16 protein-coding genes are annotated in these 18,993 nt (G+C 45.2%); 11 read left to right on the top strand and 5 right to left on the bottom strand.

Going from position 1 to position 18,993, the window contains the following annotated elements; translation table 11 throughout:
* The first annotated feature begins 44 nt into the window (after positions 1-44).
* On the top strand, positions 45-1,145 hold the full coding sequence (locus tag GH808_RS10225) for a glycerol dehydrogenase (RefSeq protein ID WP_186842690.1): 1,101 nt from the start codon (positions 45-47) through the stop codon (positions 1,143-1,145).
* Between the two features lie 201 nt (positions 1,146-1,346).
* On the opposite strand, the gene GH808_RS10220 is transcribed toward GH808_RS10225, so the two are convergent.
* Entirely contained in the window at positions 1,347-2,366 is a 1,020-nt protein-coding gene (locus tag GH808_RS10220; RefSeq protein WP_186842689.1) for an aldo/keto reductase, read from the bottom strand.
* A gap of 220 nt (positions 2,367-2,586) precedes the next feature.
* Here GH808_RS10220 and GH808_RS10215 point away from each other — a divergent pair, with 220 nt between their 5' ends.
* Positions 2,587-3,924: a glucose-6-phosphate isomerase gene (locus GH808_RS10215; protein WP_186842688.1), complete on the top strand. Its 1,338-nt coding sequence runs from the start codon at positions 2,587-2,589 to the stop codon at positions 3,922-3,924.
* A 55-nt stretch (positions 3,925-3,979) separates the two neighbouring features.
* Here GH808_RS10215 and GH808_RS10210 read toward each other — a convergent pair whose 3' ends face one another.
* A complete protein-coding gene (locus tag GH808_RS10210) occupies positions 3,980-4,507 on the bottom strand; it encodes a hypothetical protein (RefSeq protein WP_186842687.1) in 528 nt (175 codons plus the stop codon).
* Between the two features lie 179 nt (positions 4,508-4,686).
* On the opposite strand from GH808_RS10210, the gene GH808_RS10205 reads away from it, so the two are divergent.
* From GH808_RS10205 to arsD, 8 genes are all read left to right on the top strand, one after another.
* Entirely contained in the window at positions 4,687-5,196 is a 510-nt protein-coding gene (locus GH808_RS10205; RefSeq protein ID WP_186842686.1) for an HDIG domain-containing metalloprotein, read from the top strand.
* A gap of 52 nt (positions 5,197-5,248) precedes the next feature.
* Entirely contained in the window at positions 5,249-6,442 is a 1,194-nt protein-coding gene (locus GH808_RS10200; protein ID WP_420797526.1) for an isocitrate/isopropylmalate family dehydrogenase, read from the top strand.
* A gap of 94 nt (positions 6,443-6,536) precedes the next feature.
* Positions 6,537-8,018, top strand: coding sequence for a polyphosphate:AMP phosphotransferase (gene pap / locus GH808_RS10195; RefSeq protein ID WP_186842684.1), 1,482 nt, complete (start codon positions 6,537-6,539; stop codon positions 8,016-8,018).
* A 181-nt stretch (positions 8,019-8,199) separates the two neighbouring features.
* Complete coding sequence (gene nifJ, locus GH808_RS10190) at positions 8,200-11,724, top strand: pyruvate:ferredoxin (flavodoxin) oxidoreductase (RefSeq protein WP_186842683.1); 3,525 nt, start codon at positions 8,200-8,202, stop codon at positions 11,722-11,724.
* 425 nt (positions 11,725-12,149) lie between these two features.
* On the top strand, positions 12,150-13,139 hold the full coding sequence (galE, locus tag GH808_RS10185) for a UDP-glucose 4-epimerase GalE (RefSeq protein ID WP_186842682.1): 990 nt from the start codon (positions 12,150-12,152) through the stop codon (positions 13,137-13,139).
* Between the two features lie 150 nt (positions 13,140-13,289).
* Positions 13,290-14,018 carry an ABC transporter ATP-binding protein gene (locus GH808_RS10180; protein ID WP_186842681.1) on the top strand — a complete coding sequence of 243 codons (729 nt, stop codon included), beginning with the start codon at positions 13,290-13,292 and terminating at the stop codon, positions 14,016-14,018.
* 10 nt (positions 14,019-14,028) lie between these two features.
* The gene (locus GH808_RS10175; RefSeq protein WP_186842724.1) at positions 14,029-14,949 is read left to right on the top strand and encodes a SufB/SufD family protein; all 921 of its coding nucleotides are present in this window, start codon (positions 14,029-14,031) and stop codon (positions 14,947-14,949) included.
* Between the two features lie 68 nt (positions 14,950-15,017).
* The gene (arsD, locus tag GH808_RS10170; protein WP_186842680.1) at positions 15,018-15,431 is read left to right on the top strand and encodes an arsenite efflux transporter metallochaperone ArsD; all 414 of its coding nucleotides are present in this window, start codon (positions 15,018-15,020) and stop codon (positions 15,429-15,431) included.
* Between the two features lie 179 nt (positions 15,432-15,610).
* On the opposite strand, the gene GH808_RS10165 is transcribed toward arsD, so the two are convergent.
* From GH808_RS10165 to coaBC, 3 genes are read right to left on the bottom strand one after another with little or no spacing between them, the layout of a single operon-like run.
* Entirely contained in the window at positions 15,611-16,078 is a 468-nt protein-coding gene (locus GH808_RS10165; RefSeq protein ID WP_186842679.1) for a threonine/serine exporter family protein, read from the bottom strand.
* Between the two features lie 4 nt (positions 16,079-16,082).
* A complete protein-coding gene (locus GH808_RS10160; RefSeq protein ID WP_186842678.1) occupies positions 16,083-16,847 on the bottom strand; it encodes a threonine/serine exporter family protein in 765 nt (254 codons plus the stop codon).
* On the bottom strand, positions 16,847-18,046 hold the full coding sequence (gene coaBC / locus GH808_RS10155) for a bifunctional phosphopantothenoylcysteine decarboxylase/phosphopantothenate--cysteine ligase CoaBC (RefSeq protein WP_186842677.1): 1,200 nt from the start codon (positions 18,044-18,046) through the stop codon (positions 16,847-16,849). Before coaBC ends, GH808_RS10160 begins: the two co-directional genes overlap by 1 nt.
* Positions 18,047-18,269: 223 nt before the next feature.
* Between coaBC and GH808_RS10150 the strand changes: the two genes are divergently transcribed.
* Positions 18,270-18,899, top strand: coding sequence for an ECF transporter S component (locus tag GH808_RS10150; RefSeq protein ID WP_186842676.1), 630 nt, complete (start codon positions 18,270-18,272; stop codon positions 18,897-18,899).
* Positions 18,900-18,993: the final 94 nt, after the last annotated feature.

Raw genomic sequence — 18,993 nt, 5'->3', positions numbered from 1 at the left:
TATAATGATAACCGAATCAAATATAATTTTCGGAGGTAGGAAAAATGCAAAAAATCATTATGTCTCCTAGCCGTTATGTTCAAGGTGCTGGAGAAGTTGGCAAATTACCGGAACATGTTGGAAAATTTGGTACATCAGCGCTCGTGCTGATGAGTGGAACGATGATGCGGACGAAGGCGGATGAGCTGAAAAGCAACTTTGAAGCGGCCGGAATCAAATTCATCCCCGAAAAATTTAATGGTGAATGTTCGAAAGTTGAAATAGAACGGCTTCAAAAAATTGTCAAAGCAAATGGCTGCGATGTTGTCGTTGGCATCGGCGGCGGAAAAACCCTGGATACGGCAAAATCGGTCGCTTATTACGAAAAAACGCCGGTTGTGATTGCGCCTTCGATTGCGTCCACCGATGCACCCTGTTCGGCACTGGCGGTTATTTATACCGAAGACGGAATTTTTGATGAATATCTGGTTTTGCCTAAAAATCCGGAACTGGTGATCATGGATACCGATATCATCAAAGATGCCCCGGCCAGACTCTTTGTGTCCGGGATGGGCGATGCGCTGGCAACCTACTTTGAAGCCCAGGCGACGATGGATTCTAATGGCACGACGATGTCGGGGGCACATCCGACTAAATCAGCCCTGGCACTGGCGGAATTGTGTTATGATACACTGATTGAAGACGGCTTGAAGGCAAAACTGGCAATAGAAATGAAGGTCTGCACACCGGCAGTCGAAAACGTGATTGAAGCGAACACCTATCTCAGCGGTGTCGGTTTCGAGAGTGGCGGCTTGGCGGCGGCTCATGCAGTTCATAATGGACTGACCGTACTGACGGAATGCCACCACATGTATCATGGCGAAAAAGTGGCCTTCGGGACCCTCGTGCAATTGATTATGGAAAACAGATCGATGGATGAAATTGAAGAAGTAATTGATTTCTGTCTTTCTGTCGGGCTTCCGATCACACTGGGTGAACTCGGATGCACCGAACCGACACCGGAAAAGATCATGGCGGTAGCCGTTTCAGCTTCTGATCCCGGCGAAACGATTCACAATGAACCTTTTGATGTCGATGCCGACGTCGTTTACGCTGCAATTATGGCAGCAGATGCCATGGGCCGTCTGTATCTGGGAGATTTTTAAAAAAAGAAGGGGATAAAAACCCGTGGAATTGGCGAAAAAACCGTGCCGACCAATTGTTAATCTGTTGTATGCTGCAGAATCGGACAGGCTATCGCCATGTCCGCTCTGAGGCACACAACATGATGTAACAATTGTCGGCACTACGTTAATGCTTAATATACAGTTTAAAGGGGCTTTTGCAAAAGCCCCTTTTTTTTTAACTTATATTAATGGATCGAAGAGTTCACGGGTCTTTTTGAGCATTTCCCGGATGGGGAGGTTGTAGGGACATCGCGGTTCGCATTCACCGCATTCGATACAGTCGGAAGCGTTGGCGGCAAAGCTGCGGTAACGATCCAGCGCCCATTCTTCAAGATCGTAACGACGGTAGTAGCCTTCGACGATAAACTGCATCGGGATATCGATCCCCTGGGAACAGGGGGCGCAGTATCCGCAACGGCGGCAGAATGTTTTTCCCAGCGCCTTGGCATCGGCTTCAAAAACAGATCGTTCCTCTTTGGTCAAAGGCACAAAATGATTGCCAACGGCTGTGTTTTCAAGCACCTGTTTGACCGAATCCATGCCGGGAATCAGAACCGAGATATTGGGGTTTTCGGCCACCCAGCGCAGTGCATAATTCGGATTCATAAAAGCACCGCCGGCAAGGGGCTTCATGACGATAACGCCGACGTTCTTCTGGTTGGCTTTTTCGAAAAGACTGGCGCCCCGATTTTCGACAATATTATAAGGAAACTGAATGGTTTCAAACATGGCCTCATCCAGCGCGCGATCCAGTACTTCGTAGCTGTGCGAGGTGATGCCGATGTGTTTGATCAGCCCTTTCGCTTTACATTCAACCAGAGCGGCGTAACCGCCTTCCGGTCCCATGATGGTTTCATAGGCGGCCATGGTTTTCGCATTATGAAATTGGTATAAATCAATGTGATCAGTCTGTAATTCGCTCAGGCTCGTGTTCACGTCAGCCATTACATCATCGTAGCTTAGCTTGGGGGTTTTTGTAGCGAGGAAAAAATGTTCGCGCCCCCAGTTCTTCAGGGCTTCGCCCAGCATTTTTTCGCTATTGGTGTAAGCTCTGGCAGTGTCAATGAAATTGACACCTTCTTCAACAAGGTTTTCAACAATTTCGTCGACTTCCCACTGTTTACAGCGTTGAATTGGAATACCACCAAACCCAATAAGGGACACTTCCAATCCGGTTTTTCCCAGTATTCGCGTTTCCATTTCACACCTCTTCATTTCTTGATTTTGCTCATTTTATCATAATGAATAAAAAAAGTCACTATTGAAGAATCATGCTTTAAGATTTGCGCAGTCTGATGATTTCCCAGGCGTAGCAAAATAGTGGCTGGAGAATGGCTGGTGGCTGTGTTATAATGAATCAATGATAATTATAATGAGATAGAATAGTGTGATAATTTTAACACGAAGAGAGGCTTAGCTAATGAGTATTCATTTTGATTTCTCCTACACAGATATAAAACCCGGCGAGTTTGAAAATCGTTTTGATCAACTGGCTCAGGCAAATGAGGATTTGATGAACAAAACCGGTATCGGCAATGATTTCCTGGGGTGGGTGGATTATCCGGTAAAGTACGATAAAAATGAATTTGCCCGGATAAAAAAAGCAGCAAAAAAAATACAGGAGAACTGTGATGCCTTGGTGGTGATCGGTATCGGCGGATCCTATCTTGGCTCTCAAGCCGTGATCGCGGCATTAACCAGTCCCTTTTATAATGACGAGCCGCGTTCCAAAAGAAAGGCCCCAAAAATTTATTTTGCCGGACAGAACATCAGCGGCAAGTATCTTGAAAACCTGTTGGCTTTGCTCAAAGATCAGGAAGTCTGCGTGAATGTCATCTCCAAATCCGGAACGACTACGGAAGCGGCCATCGCCTTTCGCTTTTTCAAAGAATTCATCGAAAAAAAATATGGCAAAAACGAGGCCAAAGAGCGTATTTTTGTCACCACCGATGAGTCGAAAGGGGCACTGAAATTCATGGCCAACAAAGAAGGCTATGAGTGCTTTGTGATTCCTGACGATGTCGGGGGACGCTATTCGGTATACACCGCTGTCGGCCTGCTGCCGATTGCCGCCGCCGGCATCGATATCGATGCACTGATGGCCGGAGCAAAGGCAGGTTATGAGGATTATCAGAATCCGCATTTTGATGAGAATCCCTGTTTTCAGTATGCACTATACCGGAATGTCCTCTACAACAGCGGAAAGAAAATAGAAATACTGGTTGATTATGAGCCGTCGCTTTCATACTTTTCGGAATGGTGGAAACAGCTTTTCGGAGAAAGCGATGGAAAAGACGGCAAAGGGCTATTTCCTGCCGCGGTTCATTTTTCGACGGACCTCCATTCACTGGGACAGATGATTCAGGACGGTCCCAAAAATCATTTTGAAACCGTGCTGATCATCGATGAGGAACAGTCGGCCATTGCGGTTCTTCACGATGAAGCGGATCTGGAGGGGCTCAACTACCTGGCTGGCCGGAAGCTTGATGCAATTAACGAAAAAGCCTTTAAAGGAACGCTGCTGGCACATGTTGACGGAAACGTCCCGAACGGCATTATTCATCTGGACCGGCTGGATGCATTTACCATGGGAAAACTGATCTACTTTTTCGAAAAGGCCTGCGGACTGGACGGCTATCTGTTGGGGGTAAATCCCTTTGATCAGCCAGGCGTTGAAGCTTACAAGAAAAATATGTTTGCCCTGCTGCACAAACCCGGTTACGAAGCGTTGACTGCGGAACTGGAAAAGCGGTTATAAAATGGCAGAAAATTCCGGCCAGACAATCATTTCAATTGTCTGGCCGGAGTGATTTTTAATCGTCGATGGATATGTTGACTTCGTTCTGTTTTTCGTGATGACAGCATTTTTTAAATGGATCATGGTCAGCGTTGGCATTTTCAAAATTGATGCCGCCACATTTGACATCGGCAAAAACGGAAAGCGAAACGGGATTTTCCGGATCAGTGCAGATCGTATTATCGGCAATACCGCCAAATTGACAAGTATCCACAATTTTCACCTTGAAATTATCAGGGAGAATAACATTGAAGCCGCCGCTTAATACTTTTATATCCATCCGGTAGTCGCTTTTATCGGTGACAACATCCGAAAAATCAAGCTGCATGCCACCACAAAAAGCACCAAGGCGAAGGTCCTGCATGGTCTGGCCATTGAATGACTTCATTTTTCCACCGCAGATTACCGAGTCATCCAGCGATTCTGGGCTTTTATCAAGGTCGGCCTCAAATTCTTTGCCCTTTTTAACGGCAAAAGCAGTGTAAAGGGCAATGCTGGCGGTATAAGCCAGGCCGGCTCCGATAAGAAATTTTTTTACGTTCATATTAATATCCTTTCTGATCTTTTAGTTTTAGTTTAACACTTTTTTCGTTTACAAGGTTCTTTTTTTTGTTTTTTTGACAAACAATTTTTCAAATTATAAGTTAGAATAAAGATATTATGCTATAATAATCTAGTCAGTTCATTAAGAACAAAAAAATAAACCAATCAAGAAAGGTCTCAATGGAAACAAAAAAATACTATCATGAGTTTGAAACCATTGTCGGCGATATATTAACACACAGCGAATTTCAGAAATTAAAAAAGATTGAACATCACGGCAATGGATTATATGAGCATTCGGTTTCAGTTGGCTATTATTCCTATCGTGTAGCTAAGATTCTCGGATTAGATTATGAATCGGTAGCCAGAGGAGCAACGCTGCACGATTTTTTTACGGAGTCCTGGCAAAACCAGAAGAAAGATTCCAAGGGCATCAAACGGATCAAAGAAATGCATGGCTTTTCGCATCCGAAAACGGCGCTGGTCAATGCGGAGAAATACTTTGATATTGACGAACGTCAGGCGGATATGATTGTCAAACACATGTTCCCGCTAACCCCGATTCCACCAATGCATGTCGGCGGCTGGGTTGTGACCGCAGTCGATAAATGCGTGGCGACGAAGGAATTGATTTTTGAAAATACAAGACCCATCAAACGGTTAAAAAGCTTCATTCTAAAAGCTTCTTAATAGATAAAATAAGACAAATCAAATAAAAAAACTTGACGGAGGATTTAACTTGATCGAACAACAAATTGAAAGAGCTAAAGAACATTTTGGAGAACTGGTTAAAGAGCAATTGGAACGCATCGAAAGAATGAAGATCCAGAATGATTTTACTGATTTTAAAGCGAAAGACAAGATCGTCATTGGCGTTGTCGGCGGAGACGGAATTGGTCCCTTTATTACCGCTGAAGCGCAACGCGTCCTGGAGTTTTTACTGTCGGAAGACATTAAAAAGGGCCGAATTGTCCTTAAGGTAATCGACGGCTTGACCATAGAGAACCGCGCTGCCTGCGGCAAAGCCATTCCGGATGATGTGCTGGCGGAACTGAAAACCTGCGATGTTATTTTAAAAGGACCAACCACAACACCAAGAGAAGGCGATCCATGGCCGAATATCGAAAGTGCCAATGTTGCGATGCGACGGGAGTTGGATTTGTTTGCCAATGTTCGTCCGGTTAGTGTGCCTGAAAAAGGAATTGACTGGACTTTCTACCGGGAAAATACAGAAGGTGCTTATGCCATCGGCAGCAAGGGCATTCATGTCAATGATGACCTCGCCATCGATTTTACGGTTACGACTCAGGAAGGTTCGGATCGGATTATCAAGGCGGCCTTTGATTATGCCAGGAAATCCGGCAAGAATAAAGTAACCGTCGTTACCAAGGCCAATGTTATCAAGACTACCGATGGAAAATTCCTCGATGCTGCCAAAGCGATTGCCAAGAACTATCCAGAAGTGGAAATGGATGACTGGTATATTGATATCATGACAGCTAAACTTGTTGATGAAAAACGCAGAAGCCAATTCAAAGTACTGGTTTTACCGAACCTGTATGGCGATATCTTAACCGATGAAGCAGCTGAATTTCAGGGCGGCGTCGGCACGGCTGGATCAGCAAATATTGGTAAGCAATATGCAATGTTTGAAGCGATTCATGGTTCGGCACCGCGAATGGTAACCGAAGGCCGTGGCCAATATGCCGATCCCTGCAGCATTATTCGGGCTGCCGGCATGCTGCTGGAACACATCGGATATCAGGAAAAAGCAGAAATGCTCCAGAAAGCACTGGACATCTGCGGCTTATATGAGAAAAAACTGGTCCTGACAGGCCGCGATACCGGGGCAACCGGATCAGAATATGCGGATTATGTCATGGAAACCTTGTCCCATCCCGATTTGGATGCGACTTACGCAAAATTCAATAAATAGACGAAATATAATTTTAGCTTCAACATCAGGGTGTCTTAATGACACCCTTTTTTTTCTAAATTTTATTCAAAATGATAGATAAGAGGAGGCTGCTATGCTGGAAAAAATTGATTTAGGTGTGACGATTGACAAAGAGGCTTATCGAGCTGAAAAAGAACGGTTGTCGATTCGGCTGGGTGAACTTCAGCGCACGGTTCATGACTTGGGGATACCGGTATTAATCATCTTTGAAGGATGGGATGCCGCCGGAAAGGGAACCCTGATCAATGAACTGCTGATGCCAATGGATCCCCGCTCATTTCGCGTCCATAATTTCAAAAAACAGGAAAGCGAAGATGAAATATTCCGTCCCTTTTTATGGCGTTACTGGACGAAGACACCTGAAAAAGGACAGATCGGCATTTTCAATCGAAGTTACTACAGTGACCTGATTTACCGAAAATCGATTGACTCATTGAACCTGCTGGGATTTATGAAACAGTGCAATGAATTTGAGCAAACCTTATCGGATGACGGCATGATTATTTTAAAGTTTTTTGTTCACATCAGTAAAAAAGAGCAGAAAAAACGTTTCAATAAACTACTTGGAAATGATGCCACCGCCTGGAAAGTAACGCCCCGGGACAAAAAAGAAAACAAACACTACGATAAGCTGTATGAAAAGGTGAATCGCGGACTTGAACAAACCGACAGTGAGTGTGCCCCCTGGATCATTATTGAAGGTGAATACAAAGATTATGCCTTGATCAAGGTTTTGAGTGTTTTGGAAACCCGTTTGGAAAAAGCGATTGAGAAAGTTAAAACGGCACCGGAAATCGAACTGAAACCCTTGATTCATGAAGGCGATATGCCGTTTCATTCCAAGGTGCTCGATGGTGTTGTCTTTGATCAGGAAATCAGTGAAGAAGAATATCAGGAAGAGATAAAAGACTGCCAGAAGCGAATCAGGCTGCTGCAGTACGAATTATACAAGGAGAGAATTCCGCTGATTGTTGGATTTGAAGGCTGGGATGCCGGCGGAAAGGGTGGTTGCATCAAAAGGCTGACGAGAAACCTCGATCCGCGGGGCTACACCGTATATCCCACGGCCAGTCCAAGCGATATTGAAAGAATGCATCATTACTTATGGCGGTTCTGGCGGGATATTCCCAAGAATGGGCATTTGGGCGTATGGGATCGCACCTGGTATGGTCGCGTCATGGTAGAACCGATTGAGGGCTTTTGCACCCAGGAAGAGTATGACCGAAGCTTCCGGGAAATCAATGAATTTGAGAAGCATCTCTCTGATTGGGGGGCGATTGTCATCAAATTCTGGCTGCACATTGACCAGGATGAACAGCTCAAACGCTTTACTGAAAGACAGGATAACCCGCACAAAGGATGGAAAATCACGGATGAGGACTGGCGGAACCGCGAAAAATGGGAAATTTATAAAATTGCGGTGGATGAAATGTTGCTGAAAACGTCAACGGTAAATGCCCCATGGATTATTGTTGAGGCAAATAACAAATATTTTGCCCGGACTAAAGTTCTTAAAGAAACGATCGCAGCCATTGAAAAACGACTTAATGAATAAAAAGTATAACATTATAAAAGATATGGTAAACAAGTGCTGTTTTTCAAGTTTTTCGGGGTAAAAAATTACCTGTAATTAAGTGTATACACTCAAAAACTATTATGATATAATTTTGTTGATAAAATTTTGCTGTTTATGTACTCAATAAATACAATCTGTTTTAATTTCAAGGAGGAAAATCATGCCTAAAAAAATGATGACAATGGATGGAAATACTGCAGCTGCACACGTTGCTTATGCGTTTACAGAGGTAGCTGCAATTTTCCCAATTACCCCTTCATCCCCAATGGCAGAATATGCGGATGTTTGGGCTTCTCAAGGACGAAAAAATATCTTTGATGAAACGGTAAAAGTTTCTGAAATGCAGTCTGAAGGTGGCGCTGCCGGAGCCGTACATGGTTCTTTAGCAGCCGGTGCGTTAACCACAACGTTTACAGCCTCTCAGGGATTATTGCTGATGATTCCCAATATGTATAAAATTGCCGGCGAATTATTGCCTGGTGTTTTTCATGTTACTGCCCGTACGCTGGCAGCGCATGCATTATCCATTTTTGGTGACCACGGTGATGTTATGGCTTGTCGTCAAACGGGCTTTGCGCTGTTGGCATCAAGCAGTGTTCAGGAAGTAATGGATTTGGCGGGAATTGCCCATTTGGCGGCAATTAAATCAAGAGTTCCATTTTTGCATTTTTTCGATGGCTTCAGAACATCCCACGAAATTCAGAAAATTGAAGTCATTGATTATGATGTTTTCAAAAAATTGGCGGATTATGAGGCAATCCAGGAATTCAGAAATCGGGCCTTGAATCCGGAACATCCGGTCACCCGTGGAACCGCTCAAAATCCGGATATTTACTTCCAGGCACGAGAAGCCTGCAATCCTTATTATGAAAATGTGCCTGAAATCGTCGCAGATTACATGGAAAAAATCTCCGCTGAAACCGGTCGGGAATATCATCTGTTTGATTATTGTGGCGCACCGGATGCTGAAAACATCATCGTTGCGATGGGATCGGTAACCGATACGATTGAAGAAACCATTGATTATCTGGCTGCCAAAGGCGAAAAAGTTGGTTTGATTAAAGTCCGACTTTTCAGACCGTTCGCACCGGAATATTTATTGAAAGTGTTGCCAAAAACAGTTAAAAAGATTGCCGTATTAGACAGAACAAAAGAACCCGGTTCACTCGGAGAGCCTTTATATCAGGATATCTGTACCGTATTCTACGGAAAACCGGTACAACCGCTGATCGTCGGCGGACGTTACGGTTTAAGCTCAAAAGACACCACCCCGGCACAGATTAAAGCCGTTTATGACAATTTGAAACTCGATGCCCCAAAAGACAAATTCACCATTGGAATCGTCGATGATGTCACCTATACCAACCTGGAGTTAGGCGAAAACATCGTTACCGGAGCAGAAGGCACAACCGCCTGCAAATTCTGGGGACTTGGTTCTGACGGAACGGTCGGAGCGAACAAGTCAGCGATTAAAATCATTGGTGACCATACCGAGTTATACGCTCAAGGTTATTTTGATTACGACAGTAAAAAATCCGGCGGGATTACCGTTTCACACTTGAGATTCGGTAAAAAACCGATTAAATCACCTTACCTGATCAACAATTCGGACTTTGTATCCTGTTCAACACAGGCATACGTCAATCAGTACGATATGTTAAAAGGACTGAAAAAGGGCGGAATCTTCCTGCTTAACACGGTTTGGAATGTTTCAGAACTGGAAGAAAAAATACCGGCTACGATGAAAAAATACATGGCAGAAAATGATATTCAGTTCTATATCATCAACGCAACCAAGATTGCCGAAGAGATTGGCCTGGGTCGTCGAACCAATATGATCATGCAGTCGGCCTTCTTCAAATTAGCCAATATCATTCCAATCGAAGATGCCGTGGCTTTCTCAAAAGCTGGCATCCAGAAATCTTATGGTAAAAAAGGCCAGAAGATTGTTGATATGAACAATGAAGCCGTCGATCAGGGAATTAATGCACTGGTTAAAGTGGATATCCCAGCCTCCTGGAAAGCTCTTGCGGCTGAAACAACACCAGCAGAAAGTGTGCCTAAATTTATTAAAGATATTCTTCGTCCGATCAGTCGGTTTGAAGGAGACAGCATCAAAGTTTCGGCATTTACCGGAGTAGAAGATGGAACCTTTATGGCCGGATCGTCCGCATTTGAAAAACGTGGCATCGCAATGAACGTGCCAAAATGGATTCCGGAAAATTGTATTCAATGTAATCAGTGCTCATTCATCTGCCCGCATGCAGCGATCCGACCGATTCTGGTGGACGCAGGCGAAAAAGCGGCAGCTCCGGAAGGTTTTGTAACCATTGAAGCGAAAGGAAAACAACTCGAAGGACTGGAATACCGCATTCAGGTAAGCACACTGGATTGTACCGGTTGTGGCAACTGTCAGGATGTTTGTCCGGCAAAAACAAAAGCGCTGGATATGGTTCCAATCGAATCCGAAACCGCTCAAATTCCATTGTGGGATTATGCGATGACGGTCAAAGTGAAAGACAGTCTGATGAACAAAGCGACGGTTAAAGGCAGCCAGTTCTGTCAGCCACTGCTGGAATTCTCAGGCGCTTGTGCAGGCTGTGGGGAAACACCTTATATCAAAACCATTACCCAATTGTTTGGTGACCGCATGATGGTTGCGAATGCAACCGGCTGTACATCAATCTGGGGCGCATCTTCGCCATCAACACCTTATACGAAAAACGCTGAAGGAAAAGGTCCAGCCTGGGGAAATTCATTATTTGAAGATAATGCCGAATTTGGCTTTGGTATGTCGCTTGCTACTGAAAAAATGGGCGATACCATTGAAAACTACCTCAAGGAAATCATTGCCGGAGATGCGCCTGAAGGCGTGAAAGCGGCAGCCAATGCGTGGATTGATGGCCGAAAGAATACCGACGCTTCAAAAGCTGCATCGGATCAACTTGTCAAAGCGCTGGCAGATTATTCTCCAGCCGGCCAATTAGGTCAACGCGTCAAATTCATCAATGACAATAAATCTTACCTGGTTAAAAAATCCCAATGGATCTTTGGTGGTGACGGTTGGGCCTACGATATTGGCTATGGCGGACTGGATCATGTTCTGGCATCACGAAGAAACGTTAATGTACTGGTAGTGGATACGGAAATCTACTCCAATACCGGCGGCCAGGCTTCAAAATCGACTCCGACTGCAGCGGTTGCTCAATTTGCTTCTGCCGGTGAAAGAGTCAAGAAAAAAGATCTGGGCATGATGGCAGCGACCTATGGTTATGTCTATGTTGCACAGGTTGCAATGGGCGCGGACAAGAATCAGTTTATCAAGGCAATCACGGAAGCGGAAGCTTATGATGGCCCATCGCTGATCATTGCCTATGCACCATGTATCAATCACGGTATTAAAGGCGGAATGAGCCGCACTCAGGCCCATGAAGCTTTTGCAGTGGAATCCGGTTACTGGCATCTGTACCGATTTAACCCAACTCTGAAAGAAGAAGGAAAAAATCCGTTCATCCTGGATTCTAAAGAACCGGATATGGATAAATTCACCGACTTCCTGGATTCAGAAGTTCGTTATACCTCGTTGAAACTGACTTTCCCGGAAGTTTCAGCAACGCTTTATAAAAAAGCCAAAGAAGAAGCTTACGAACGTTACATGGGTTACAAACAAAGATCAGAAATGTAATAAAGAACAAAAAGTGATTGCGAAACGGCCGTGAGCTTCGCTGCCAGTTTACACGAAACAATTTTTACACTGTACGGCGGACAGTTCGTTGAACTGTTCGCCTACACGTTACAAAATTGTTTGTGAAAACTGACATCAAAGCAATCGTTGTTCGTTTCATTTGAATTTCGCAATTACCTGTTAAATAAACGACAAAAGGAATCCTCCGGGGTTCCTTTTGTCGTTCTCGATAAACCACCGTACCGTTGTTCCTGAGCTCATTTTTGATCGTTATTCAGTTATTTAGCAGTGTAATTTCAAATGATGTGTTGTTTTGCTGGTTATTGTTGCGTAATTTTGTTATACTGGATTATGATATTTAAGTGAATCATCAATTTGAATATAAAATAGAATTAAAAATTCGATTCTGCAAAACAGGAGATACCATGAAAATTTTAGTATGTGGCGGAGCCGGATATATAGGCTCACATGTGGTTAGAGATTTGGTGGAAAAAAACTACCAGGTGGTCGTTTTGGATAATTTTTCCACCGGGCATTCTGGTGCTGTTCCTGAAGGGGTTGTCATTGAAACCGGAGATATCAGAGACAAGGGCTTTTTAAATGAAGTGTTCAAAAAGCATCGGCTGGACTGTGTGATGCATTTTTGTGCCAATTCGCTGGTGGGAGAATCCATGGAAAAGCCACTGGATTATTACAATAATAACGTGTATGGAACGCTGTGCCTGTTAGAGACCATGGTTGAATGCGGGGTGAAGAAATTTGTTTTTTCGTCCTCGGCCTCGGTCTACGGGGAGCCGGAACAAATACCGATTTTAGAATCGGCGGCAAAGCATCCCACCAATACCTACGGCGAAACAAAACTGGCAGTGGAAAAAATGCTGCGATGGACCGGCGAAGCGCACAGGCTCAAATATATGGTTTTTCGCTATTTCAATGCTTCGGGCGCTCATCCGGCCGGAAATATCGGGGAGGATCACAGCCCAGAATCTCATTTGATTCCACTGATATTAAAAACAGCGTTAGGTCAGCGGGAGCAAATCTCGGTATTTGGTGAGGACTATCAGACCTCGGATGGAACCTGTGTCAGGGACTATATCCATGTGATGGATATTGCAGCGGCACACATTCTGGGGATGGAAAGACTCTTCAAAGGTGGCGAGAGTGATGTGTTCAATCTGGGAAATGGAAACGGTTTTTCGGTTAAAGAAGTGATTGAACAGGCGAAGGCCATTACCGGAAAAGCGTTTCGCGTGGAAATGGCCGATCGCCGTCCCGGTGATCCGGCGGTGCTGATCGCTTCGTCACAGAAAGCGCAAAATCAGCTGGGGTGGGTGCCGAAGTATTCTGATCTGGATACGATTATAAAAACAGCCTGGGAATGGCACCGCAGTCATCCGCAGGGATATGAAGACTAAGGGTTAAAATTTGTCGACAATTTAAAAAAATCAAGTCGCAGAGGTCGGATGACGAATAAAAATTTACCCTTTGAATAGTATGAAAAATGCAAAAATAGTGTTAGAATATACCATAGAAACTTGCTGGAGAAGGAATGAGAAGGAGAAAAAATGTTAAAACTTGAAAATGTCTCTTTTGAAGTGGACAACGAAAAAGAGATCTTAAAAGATGTTAATTTATCGATTGAAAAAGGCAAATTTGTTGCCATAACTGGCCCAAACGGCGGTGGAAAATCCACCTTGGCCCGAGTGATTACCGGCGTTGTCAAACCAACCAAAGGTAAGATTACGTTCAATGGTGAAGATATCACCAATTTAGGTATTACGGAACGCGCCCAAAAAGGAATCAGTTTCGGGTTTCAGCAGCCAATTCGTTTCAAGGGGATTACCGTGCATGCCCTTTTGAATGTTGCCGCGGGAAAAGACCTGTCTGTCGCCGAGGCAAGTCACTACTTGTCTGAAGTCGGCCTGTGCGCCAAAGACTATATCAATCGGGAACTCAATGCGGGATTGTCGGGGGGAGAAATCAAGCGAATCGAGATTGCCACGGTTATCGCCAGAAATACGATTTTATCGATTTTTGATGAGCCGGAAGCCGGTATTGATTTATGGAGCTTCAACCATCTGATTGATGTGTTCAAAAAAATGCACAGCAACAAGGAAGTATCCATCGTTATTATTTCGCATCAGGAACGCATTCTGGATGTGGCGGATGAGATCATCGCGATGGTCGATGGGGCGATCATCAAACGCGGCGCCAAGGACAGTGTGCTGCCTGAATTGCTCCATTGCGAAGATCCTTTGAACTGTCTGAATTGTCAGGATATTGTGGAGGCTTAATATGAATGAAATGAATGATATCGCAAAACAATTATTAAAAGAAGTCAGCGGACTGGATGAATTGCCAAAAGGCGCTTATAACATCAGAGACAACAGTAAAAGTGTGGCGAGACAGTCCAGTGAAAATATTCAAATTGTCGGAAAAGAAGACAAATCCGGCATTGATATCATCGTCAAACCCAATACCAAATCCGAGAATGTTTATATACCAGCACTGGTTTCCTGCAGCGGCGTTCACGATCTGGTTTACAACGACTTTTATATCGGTGAAAATGCCGACGTTAAAATCATCGCCGGCTGCGGCGTCAGCACGGGCGACAGCTGCGACGGTTCTGAACATAACGGCATTCATCGTTTCTTCCTGGGAAAGAATTCTCATGTTCTGTATGTTGAAAAGCATATCGGCGTGGGAACTGGCACCGGCAAGCGGGTCATCGATCCGGTCACAGAGGTGCAACAGGAAGAAGGCAGCTTTATGGAAATGGAAACCACGCAGATCAAAGGCGTGGATTCCACCAAACGCTTCACGAAAGCGAAGCTCAAGGCCAATGCCAAACTTGTGATCAAAGAAAAGCTGATGACCCATGGCGATCAGTTCGCTGAATCGAGCTTTGAAGTGGATATGGACGGTGAGGATTCCAGCGTCAATCTGATTTCCCGCTCCGTAGCGAGGGAACATTCAAAACAGACCTTTATTTCAAAAATCAACGGCAATACCCGATGTATGGGCCATTCGGAGTGCGATGCCATCATTATGGATCACGGCGTGGTGAAAGCCATTCCGGAAATTACCGCAAACAGTCTGGATGCGATGCTGATTCATGAGGCGGCCATCGGGAAAATTGCCGGCGACCAGATGATCAAGCTGATGACATTGGGACTGACAGAAAGCGAAGCGGAAGCAAAAATCATCGACGGCTTCCTGGAATAAGGGTTCGTTCGAATCGTTTGATTGAGAACATTTGTGCACATTGGCACAGAAATGAAATGGAGAATGAAATGAGTAAAGTGGAAATTTTTGAACCGGCAATGTGCTGCCCAACCGGTGTCTGTGGACCAGGTGTGGATGCGGACCTGTTGCGGATAACGGCGATCGTCGGCGAACTGGTAAGCATGGGTAAGGAAATCGAACGGTATAATCTCACCGATTCACCGGAGGTTTTCGTTCAGAACCCGAAAGTGAATGATGCGCTGATTAACATCGGAATGGGCGCACTGCCACTCACGGTGGTGGATGGCGAAATTAAAAAGATGGGTGATTATCCCACAAATTCAGATCTGGTCAGCTGGTCGGGGATGACCAGAGAAGATGTCATCGAAATGATTAAAAAATCACAAAGCGCGTCAGGCTGCAGCTGCTGCGGCGGCGGAGACTGCAGCGATTCCGATTGTAGTGGCGGCGACTGCTGCTGATCGGCTTTGCAGTTGATATGTCAGAAAAAGGCTCATTATTTATCCTGGACCGTATGGTCAGATAAAATAATGAGCCTTTTTTTGTCGGAGGTCCGGCAATAGATTCAGTAGTCAAACTGGAAACGTAGTACCGACAACTGATTAACAATTGGTCGGTACGGGTATGGTATATCAACAGCTTATGCTGATTCACGCTTTTCTTTTAGGTGCCGTCTTTTAAGCATGACCTTTCGGGTCAGCGTCACCGAAGACGAAACCAGGATGATGCCCATCGCCAGGGCCCCTGAAATCAGTAGGGTATGAACCCCGGTTGAAATCGCGAGATCGATCTCGCCATTGATAAAATCGAGCATGGTATAGTACATTCCGCCGCCCGGAACCAGAGGAATCAGCGCGACGGCCAGGTAAATAGTGGTTGGCGAACTCGTCAACCGGGCCATGATTTCCGCATAGAGGGAAATAGCGATGGTGGCAAACAGGTACAGAACCACGTCATTGCTGATGATTAACTGAAATAACGCAAAGGTCAGTTGCCCCACGAAACCGCCAAGTGCGGAAAACAGCAGTTTGTTTTTTTTGATATTGAACACGACAGCGAATGCGAAAGAGGCGATAAACGCATATAGACAAGGTAAAAAATAAGTCATCTGTTCAACCTCCCCAGAACGGTCGCAGCAGGCTCAGCGGCACTGCCACGCCCGCGGCAATTGCAGCCGCGATCAGTAGTGCCTCGACACCCTTTGTTAAACCGGAAAGATAATCGCCGGCGATGATATCGCGAATGGCATTGGTAATCACGAGTCCCGGAACCAGTGTCATGATCGATCCGATGATAATGGTATTCATCTGCGTGGTCAATCCCAGTCCGGACGCGGTTACGGCCACCAATGCGGCGATCGCACCGCCGATCATATTGATGAAAAAGCTGTTTGTTTCCAGCCGGCCCATGAGGTCCATCAGCAGCTTGGTGGCAATGCCGATCACGAAACCGATGCAGCTGTCCTGCAGATTTCCACCGAAAAAAAGGGTGAACATCTGCGAAATAAAGGCAAAGGCTAAAACCTGAAGAACATAGGGATAGGAAGGTGCGGCGTTAATGCGCCCGATTTCAGAAATCAGATCATCATAGGGGATGGCCTCATAACAGATTTTCCGTGACAGATGATTAATTTCATCAACCTTTGTCAGATCCGTGATGCGGGTATGAATCCGTCGCGTCTGAGTCAGCGGCGCGGTGTCATCCATTGTGATCGAAATGATAATGGTGGTGGGGACGCAGAAAATTTCAGCTTCCTGAGCGCCCAGTGCGAGACAGATTCGGTGCATCGATTCTTCGACACGGTAGGTCTCGGCACCATTTGAAAGCAGAATCACGCCCATTTCCATGGCAACATGGCTGAGTTGCGAAATGGTCATCAGAATGCTTCGATGATGGCATCGAGAACCCGGTGAGCCACGTCATCCTTGGATAAAAGCGGGAGTTCCTCGGTCCGCTCCGCGGTGATGATCGTGACCCGGTTGGTCGAGCTGTTAAAACCGGCACCTTTTTCTTTCAAGTTATTGGCAACCATCATGTTGACATTCTTGCGCTTCAGTTTATCGATGGTGTTTTCGATCATATTTTCGGTTTCCATTGAAAAACCGCAGACGAATTGATCAGACCGTTTTTTCTCGCCGATCGTTTTTAGAATATCAATTGTGGGGGTCAATTGTATCTCGGGAAGACCGGCTTTCTTCTTCAGTTTTTCATCGGAGTAGTGCTTGGGTTTGAAATCGGCGACAGCCGCCGATTTGATGACGATGTCGGTTTCTTCAAAATGGTCCATGACCTGGGCACACATTTCACTGGCAGAAAAGGCCGGGATATGCTTGACGAAAGCGGGCACTTTAAGGGCTGTTTTTCCGCTGATCAGGGTGACCTCGGCACCGCGCAGCATGGCCGCGTTAGCCAGGGCATAACCCATTTTCCCGCTGGAATGATTGGTGATATAGCGGACCGGATCAATGGCTTCACCGGTCGGTCCGGCAGTAATCAGGATTTTTCTTCCGCACAGGTCATCGGGATAGGCGATTTCCCGGAGAATATGGCTGATCAGCAAATCTTCATCGGGCAGTTTGCCGGGGCCGAAATCCTTGCAGGCAAGAATGCCGACGGCGGGATCGATGATGTTGTAGCCGAATCCGTTGAGAATGCTCAGATTATTCTGGACAATGATGTTTTCGTACATTGCGGTGTTCATGGCCGGTGCAATCAGCTTGGGACAGCGGCAGGCCATAATGGTAGTAGTCAGCATATCGTCCGCGATACCGTGGGCGATTTTACCGATGACATTGGCAGAGGCCGGTGCGACCATGAAAAGATCGGCCTTCTTGGCCAGACTGACATGCGCGATGTCATAACTGATATTGCGGTCAAACGTATCCACAATGCATTTGTTTCCGGTCAAACTTTCAAAAACAAGCGGCGAAATGAATTCCTGCGCATTCTTTGTCATGATGACTTGGACGTCGCAGTCCATTTTAGCCAGACTGCTGGCCACGTTCGCCATTTTATAAGCGGCGATACTGCCGGTAATACCGAGAACGACGGTTTTATTCTTCAATAGTTTTCTCATCTGAATTTCCTTTTTGAAATTTATTTTCATTTGTTTGGATTTTTATTAACAATTGTCGGTACGGTGTTTGTCGACAACCACATATTAAAAATATGCTGTATCTATTATATCAAATGAATGTGATAAGAGTAAACACAAGTTTTGCTTGAAATTTTTTAAAAAAGACGTTAGAATATACATGCATTGTATCCGGCATGACTGGAACGATAGCAGGAGGTAAAGAATGAAAAACGTAAAGACCAACGATTTGGTCAAACTATCCTTTTTTGTTGCGATCATTGTTCTTTTGGCAGTGACACCGTTTCTCGGGTATATCCCATTAGGATTCACGCGGGCGACTATTATTCACATCCCTGTCATTATCGGTAGTATTCTTTTAGGACCAGTTTATGGTGCTTTTCTGGGATTTGTCTTTGGCCTGACGAGTTTGCTTAACAACACGTTCAATCCGACGGTGACATCTTTTGTGTTTACACCTTTCTATTCGATTGGCGGCACTTCCGGCAATTTCTGGAGTCTGGTTATCTGTTTCTTGCCGAGAATTTTAGTCGGCGTCGTTCCCTATTATCTCTATAAAGGGATGAAAAAGATTAACAACAGCGATGTGCTGGCATTGGGTATCGCAGGCGTGGGCGGATCACTGACCAATACGCTGCTGGTTATGAATTTTATCTACCTGTTTTTTGGACAGAGCTATGCGCAGGCAAAGAATGTCGCATTTTCAACGCTCTACGGGATCATTTTATCGGTTATTGCCATCAACGGCCTGCCCGAAGCCATTGTGGCCGGTGTTTTAACCACCGCGGTCTGCAAAGCGCTGATCAAGTATACCCACAGAACGGCCTTGCAATAAGTCAGATTGTTATACTGTCTTCGGATTTAATTCCGAAGGCAGTTTTTTTTATTTGCGGTTGCTTCTTTTCAAAAGGTAGAAAAAAATATATAAT

Source organism: Acetobacterium fimetarium (genome assembly GCF_014284475.1).
GTDB lineage: Bacteria > Bacillota > Clostridia > Eubacteriales > Eubacteriaceae > Acetobacterium > Acetobacterium fimetarium.
The sequence above is the reverse complement of the archived record's forward strand: the minus strand, read 5'-3'. Positions and strand labels throughout refer to the sequence as shown.

Coding starts and splice junctions, on each gene's coding strand:
- GH808_RS10150 (WP_186842676.1), top strand. CDS start 18,270: ATGAAAAACGTAAAGACCAACGATTTGGTCAAACTATCCTTTTTTGTT.
- GH808_RS10180 (WP_186842681.1), top strand. CDS start 13,290: ATGTTAAAACTTGAAAATGTCTCTTTTGAAGTGGACAACGAAAAAGAG.
- GH808_RS10225 (WP_186842690.1), top strand. CDS start 45: ATGCAAAAAATCATTATGTCTCCTAGCCGTTATGTTCAAGGTGCTGGA.
- nifJ (WP_186842683.1), top strand. CDS start 8,200: ATGCCTAAAAAAATGATGACAATGGATGGAAATACTGCAGCTGCACAC.
- GH808_RS10220 (WP_186842689.1), bottom strand. CDS start 2,366: ATGGAAACGCGAATACTGGGAAAAACCGGATTGGAAGTGTCCCTTATT.
- coaBC (WP_186842677.1), bottom strand. CDS start 18,046: ATGAGAAAACTATTGAAGAATAAAACCGTCGTTCTCGGTATTACCGGC.
- GH808_RS10160 (WP_186842678.1), bottom strand. CDS start 16,847: ATGACCATTTCGCAACTCAGCCATGTTGCCATGGAAATGGGCGTGATT.
- GH808_RS10215 (WP_186842688.1), top strand. CDS start 2,587: ATGAGTATTCATTTTGATTTCTCCTACACAGATATAAAACCCGGCGAG.
- galE (WP_186842682.1), top strand. CDS start 12,150: ATGAAAATTTTAGTATGTGGCGGAGCCGGATATATAGGCTCACATGTG.
- GH808_RS10175 (WP_186842724.1), top strand. CDS start 14,029: ATGAATGATATCGCAAAACAATTATTAAAAGAAGTCAGCGGACTGGAT.
- GH808_RS10210 (WP_186842687.1), bottom strand. CDS start 4,507: ATGAACGTAAAAAAATTTCTTATCGGAGCCGGCCTGGCTTATACCGCC.
- arsD (WP_186842680.1), top strand. CDS start 15,018: ATGAGTAAAGTGGAAATTTTTGAACCGGCAATGTGCTGCCCAACCGGT.
- pap (WP_186842684.1), top strand. CDS start 6,537: ATGCTGGAAAAAATTGATTTAGGTGTGACGATTGACAAAGAGGCTTAT.
- GH808_RS10165 (WP_186842679.1), bottom strand. CDS start 16,078: ATGACTTATTTTTTACCTTGTCTATATGCGTTTATCGCCTCTTTCGCA.
- GH808_RS10205 (WP_186842686.1), top strand. CDS start 4,687: ATGGAAACAAAAAAATACTATCATGAGTTTGAAACCATTGTCGGCGAT.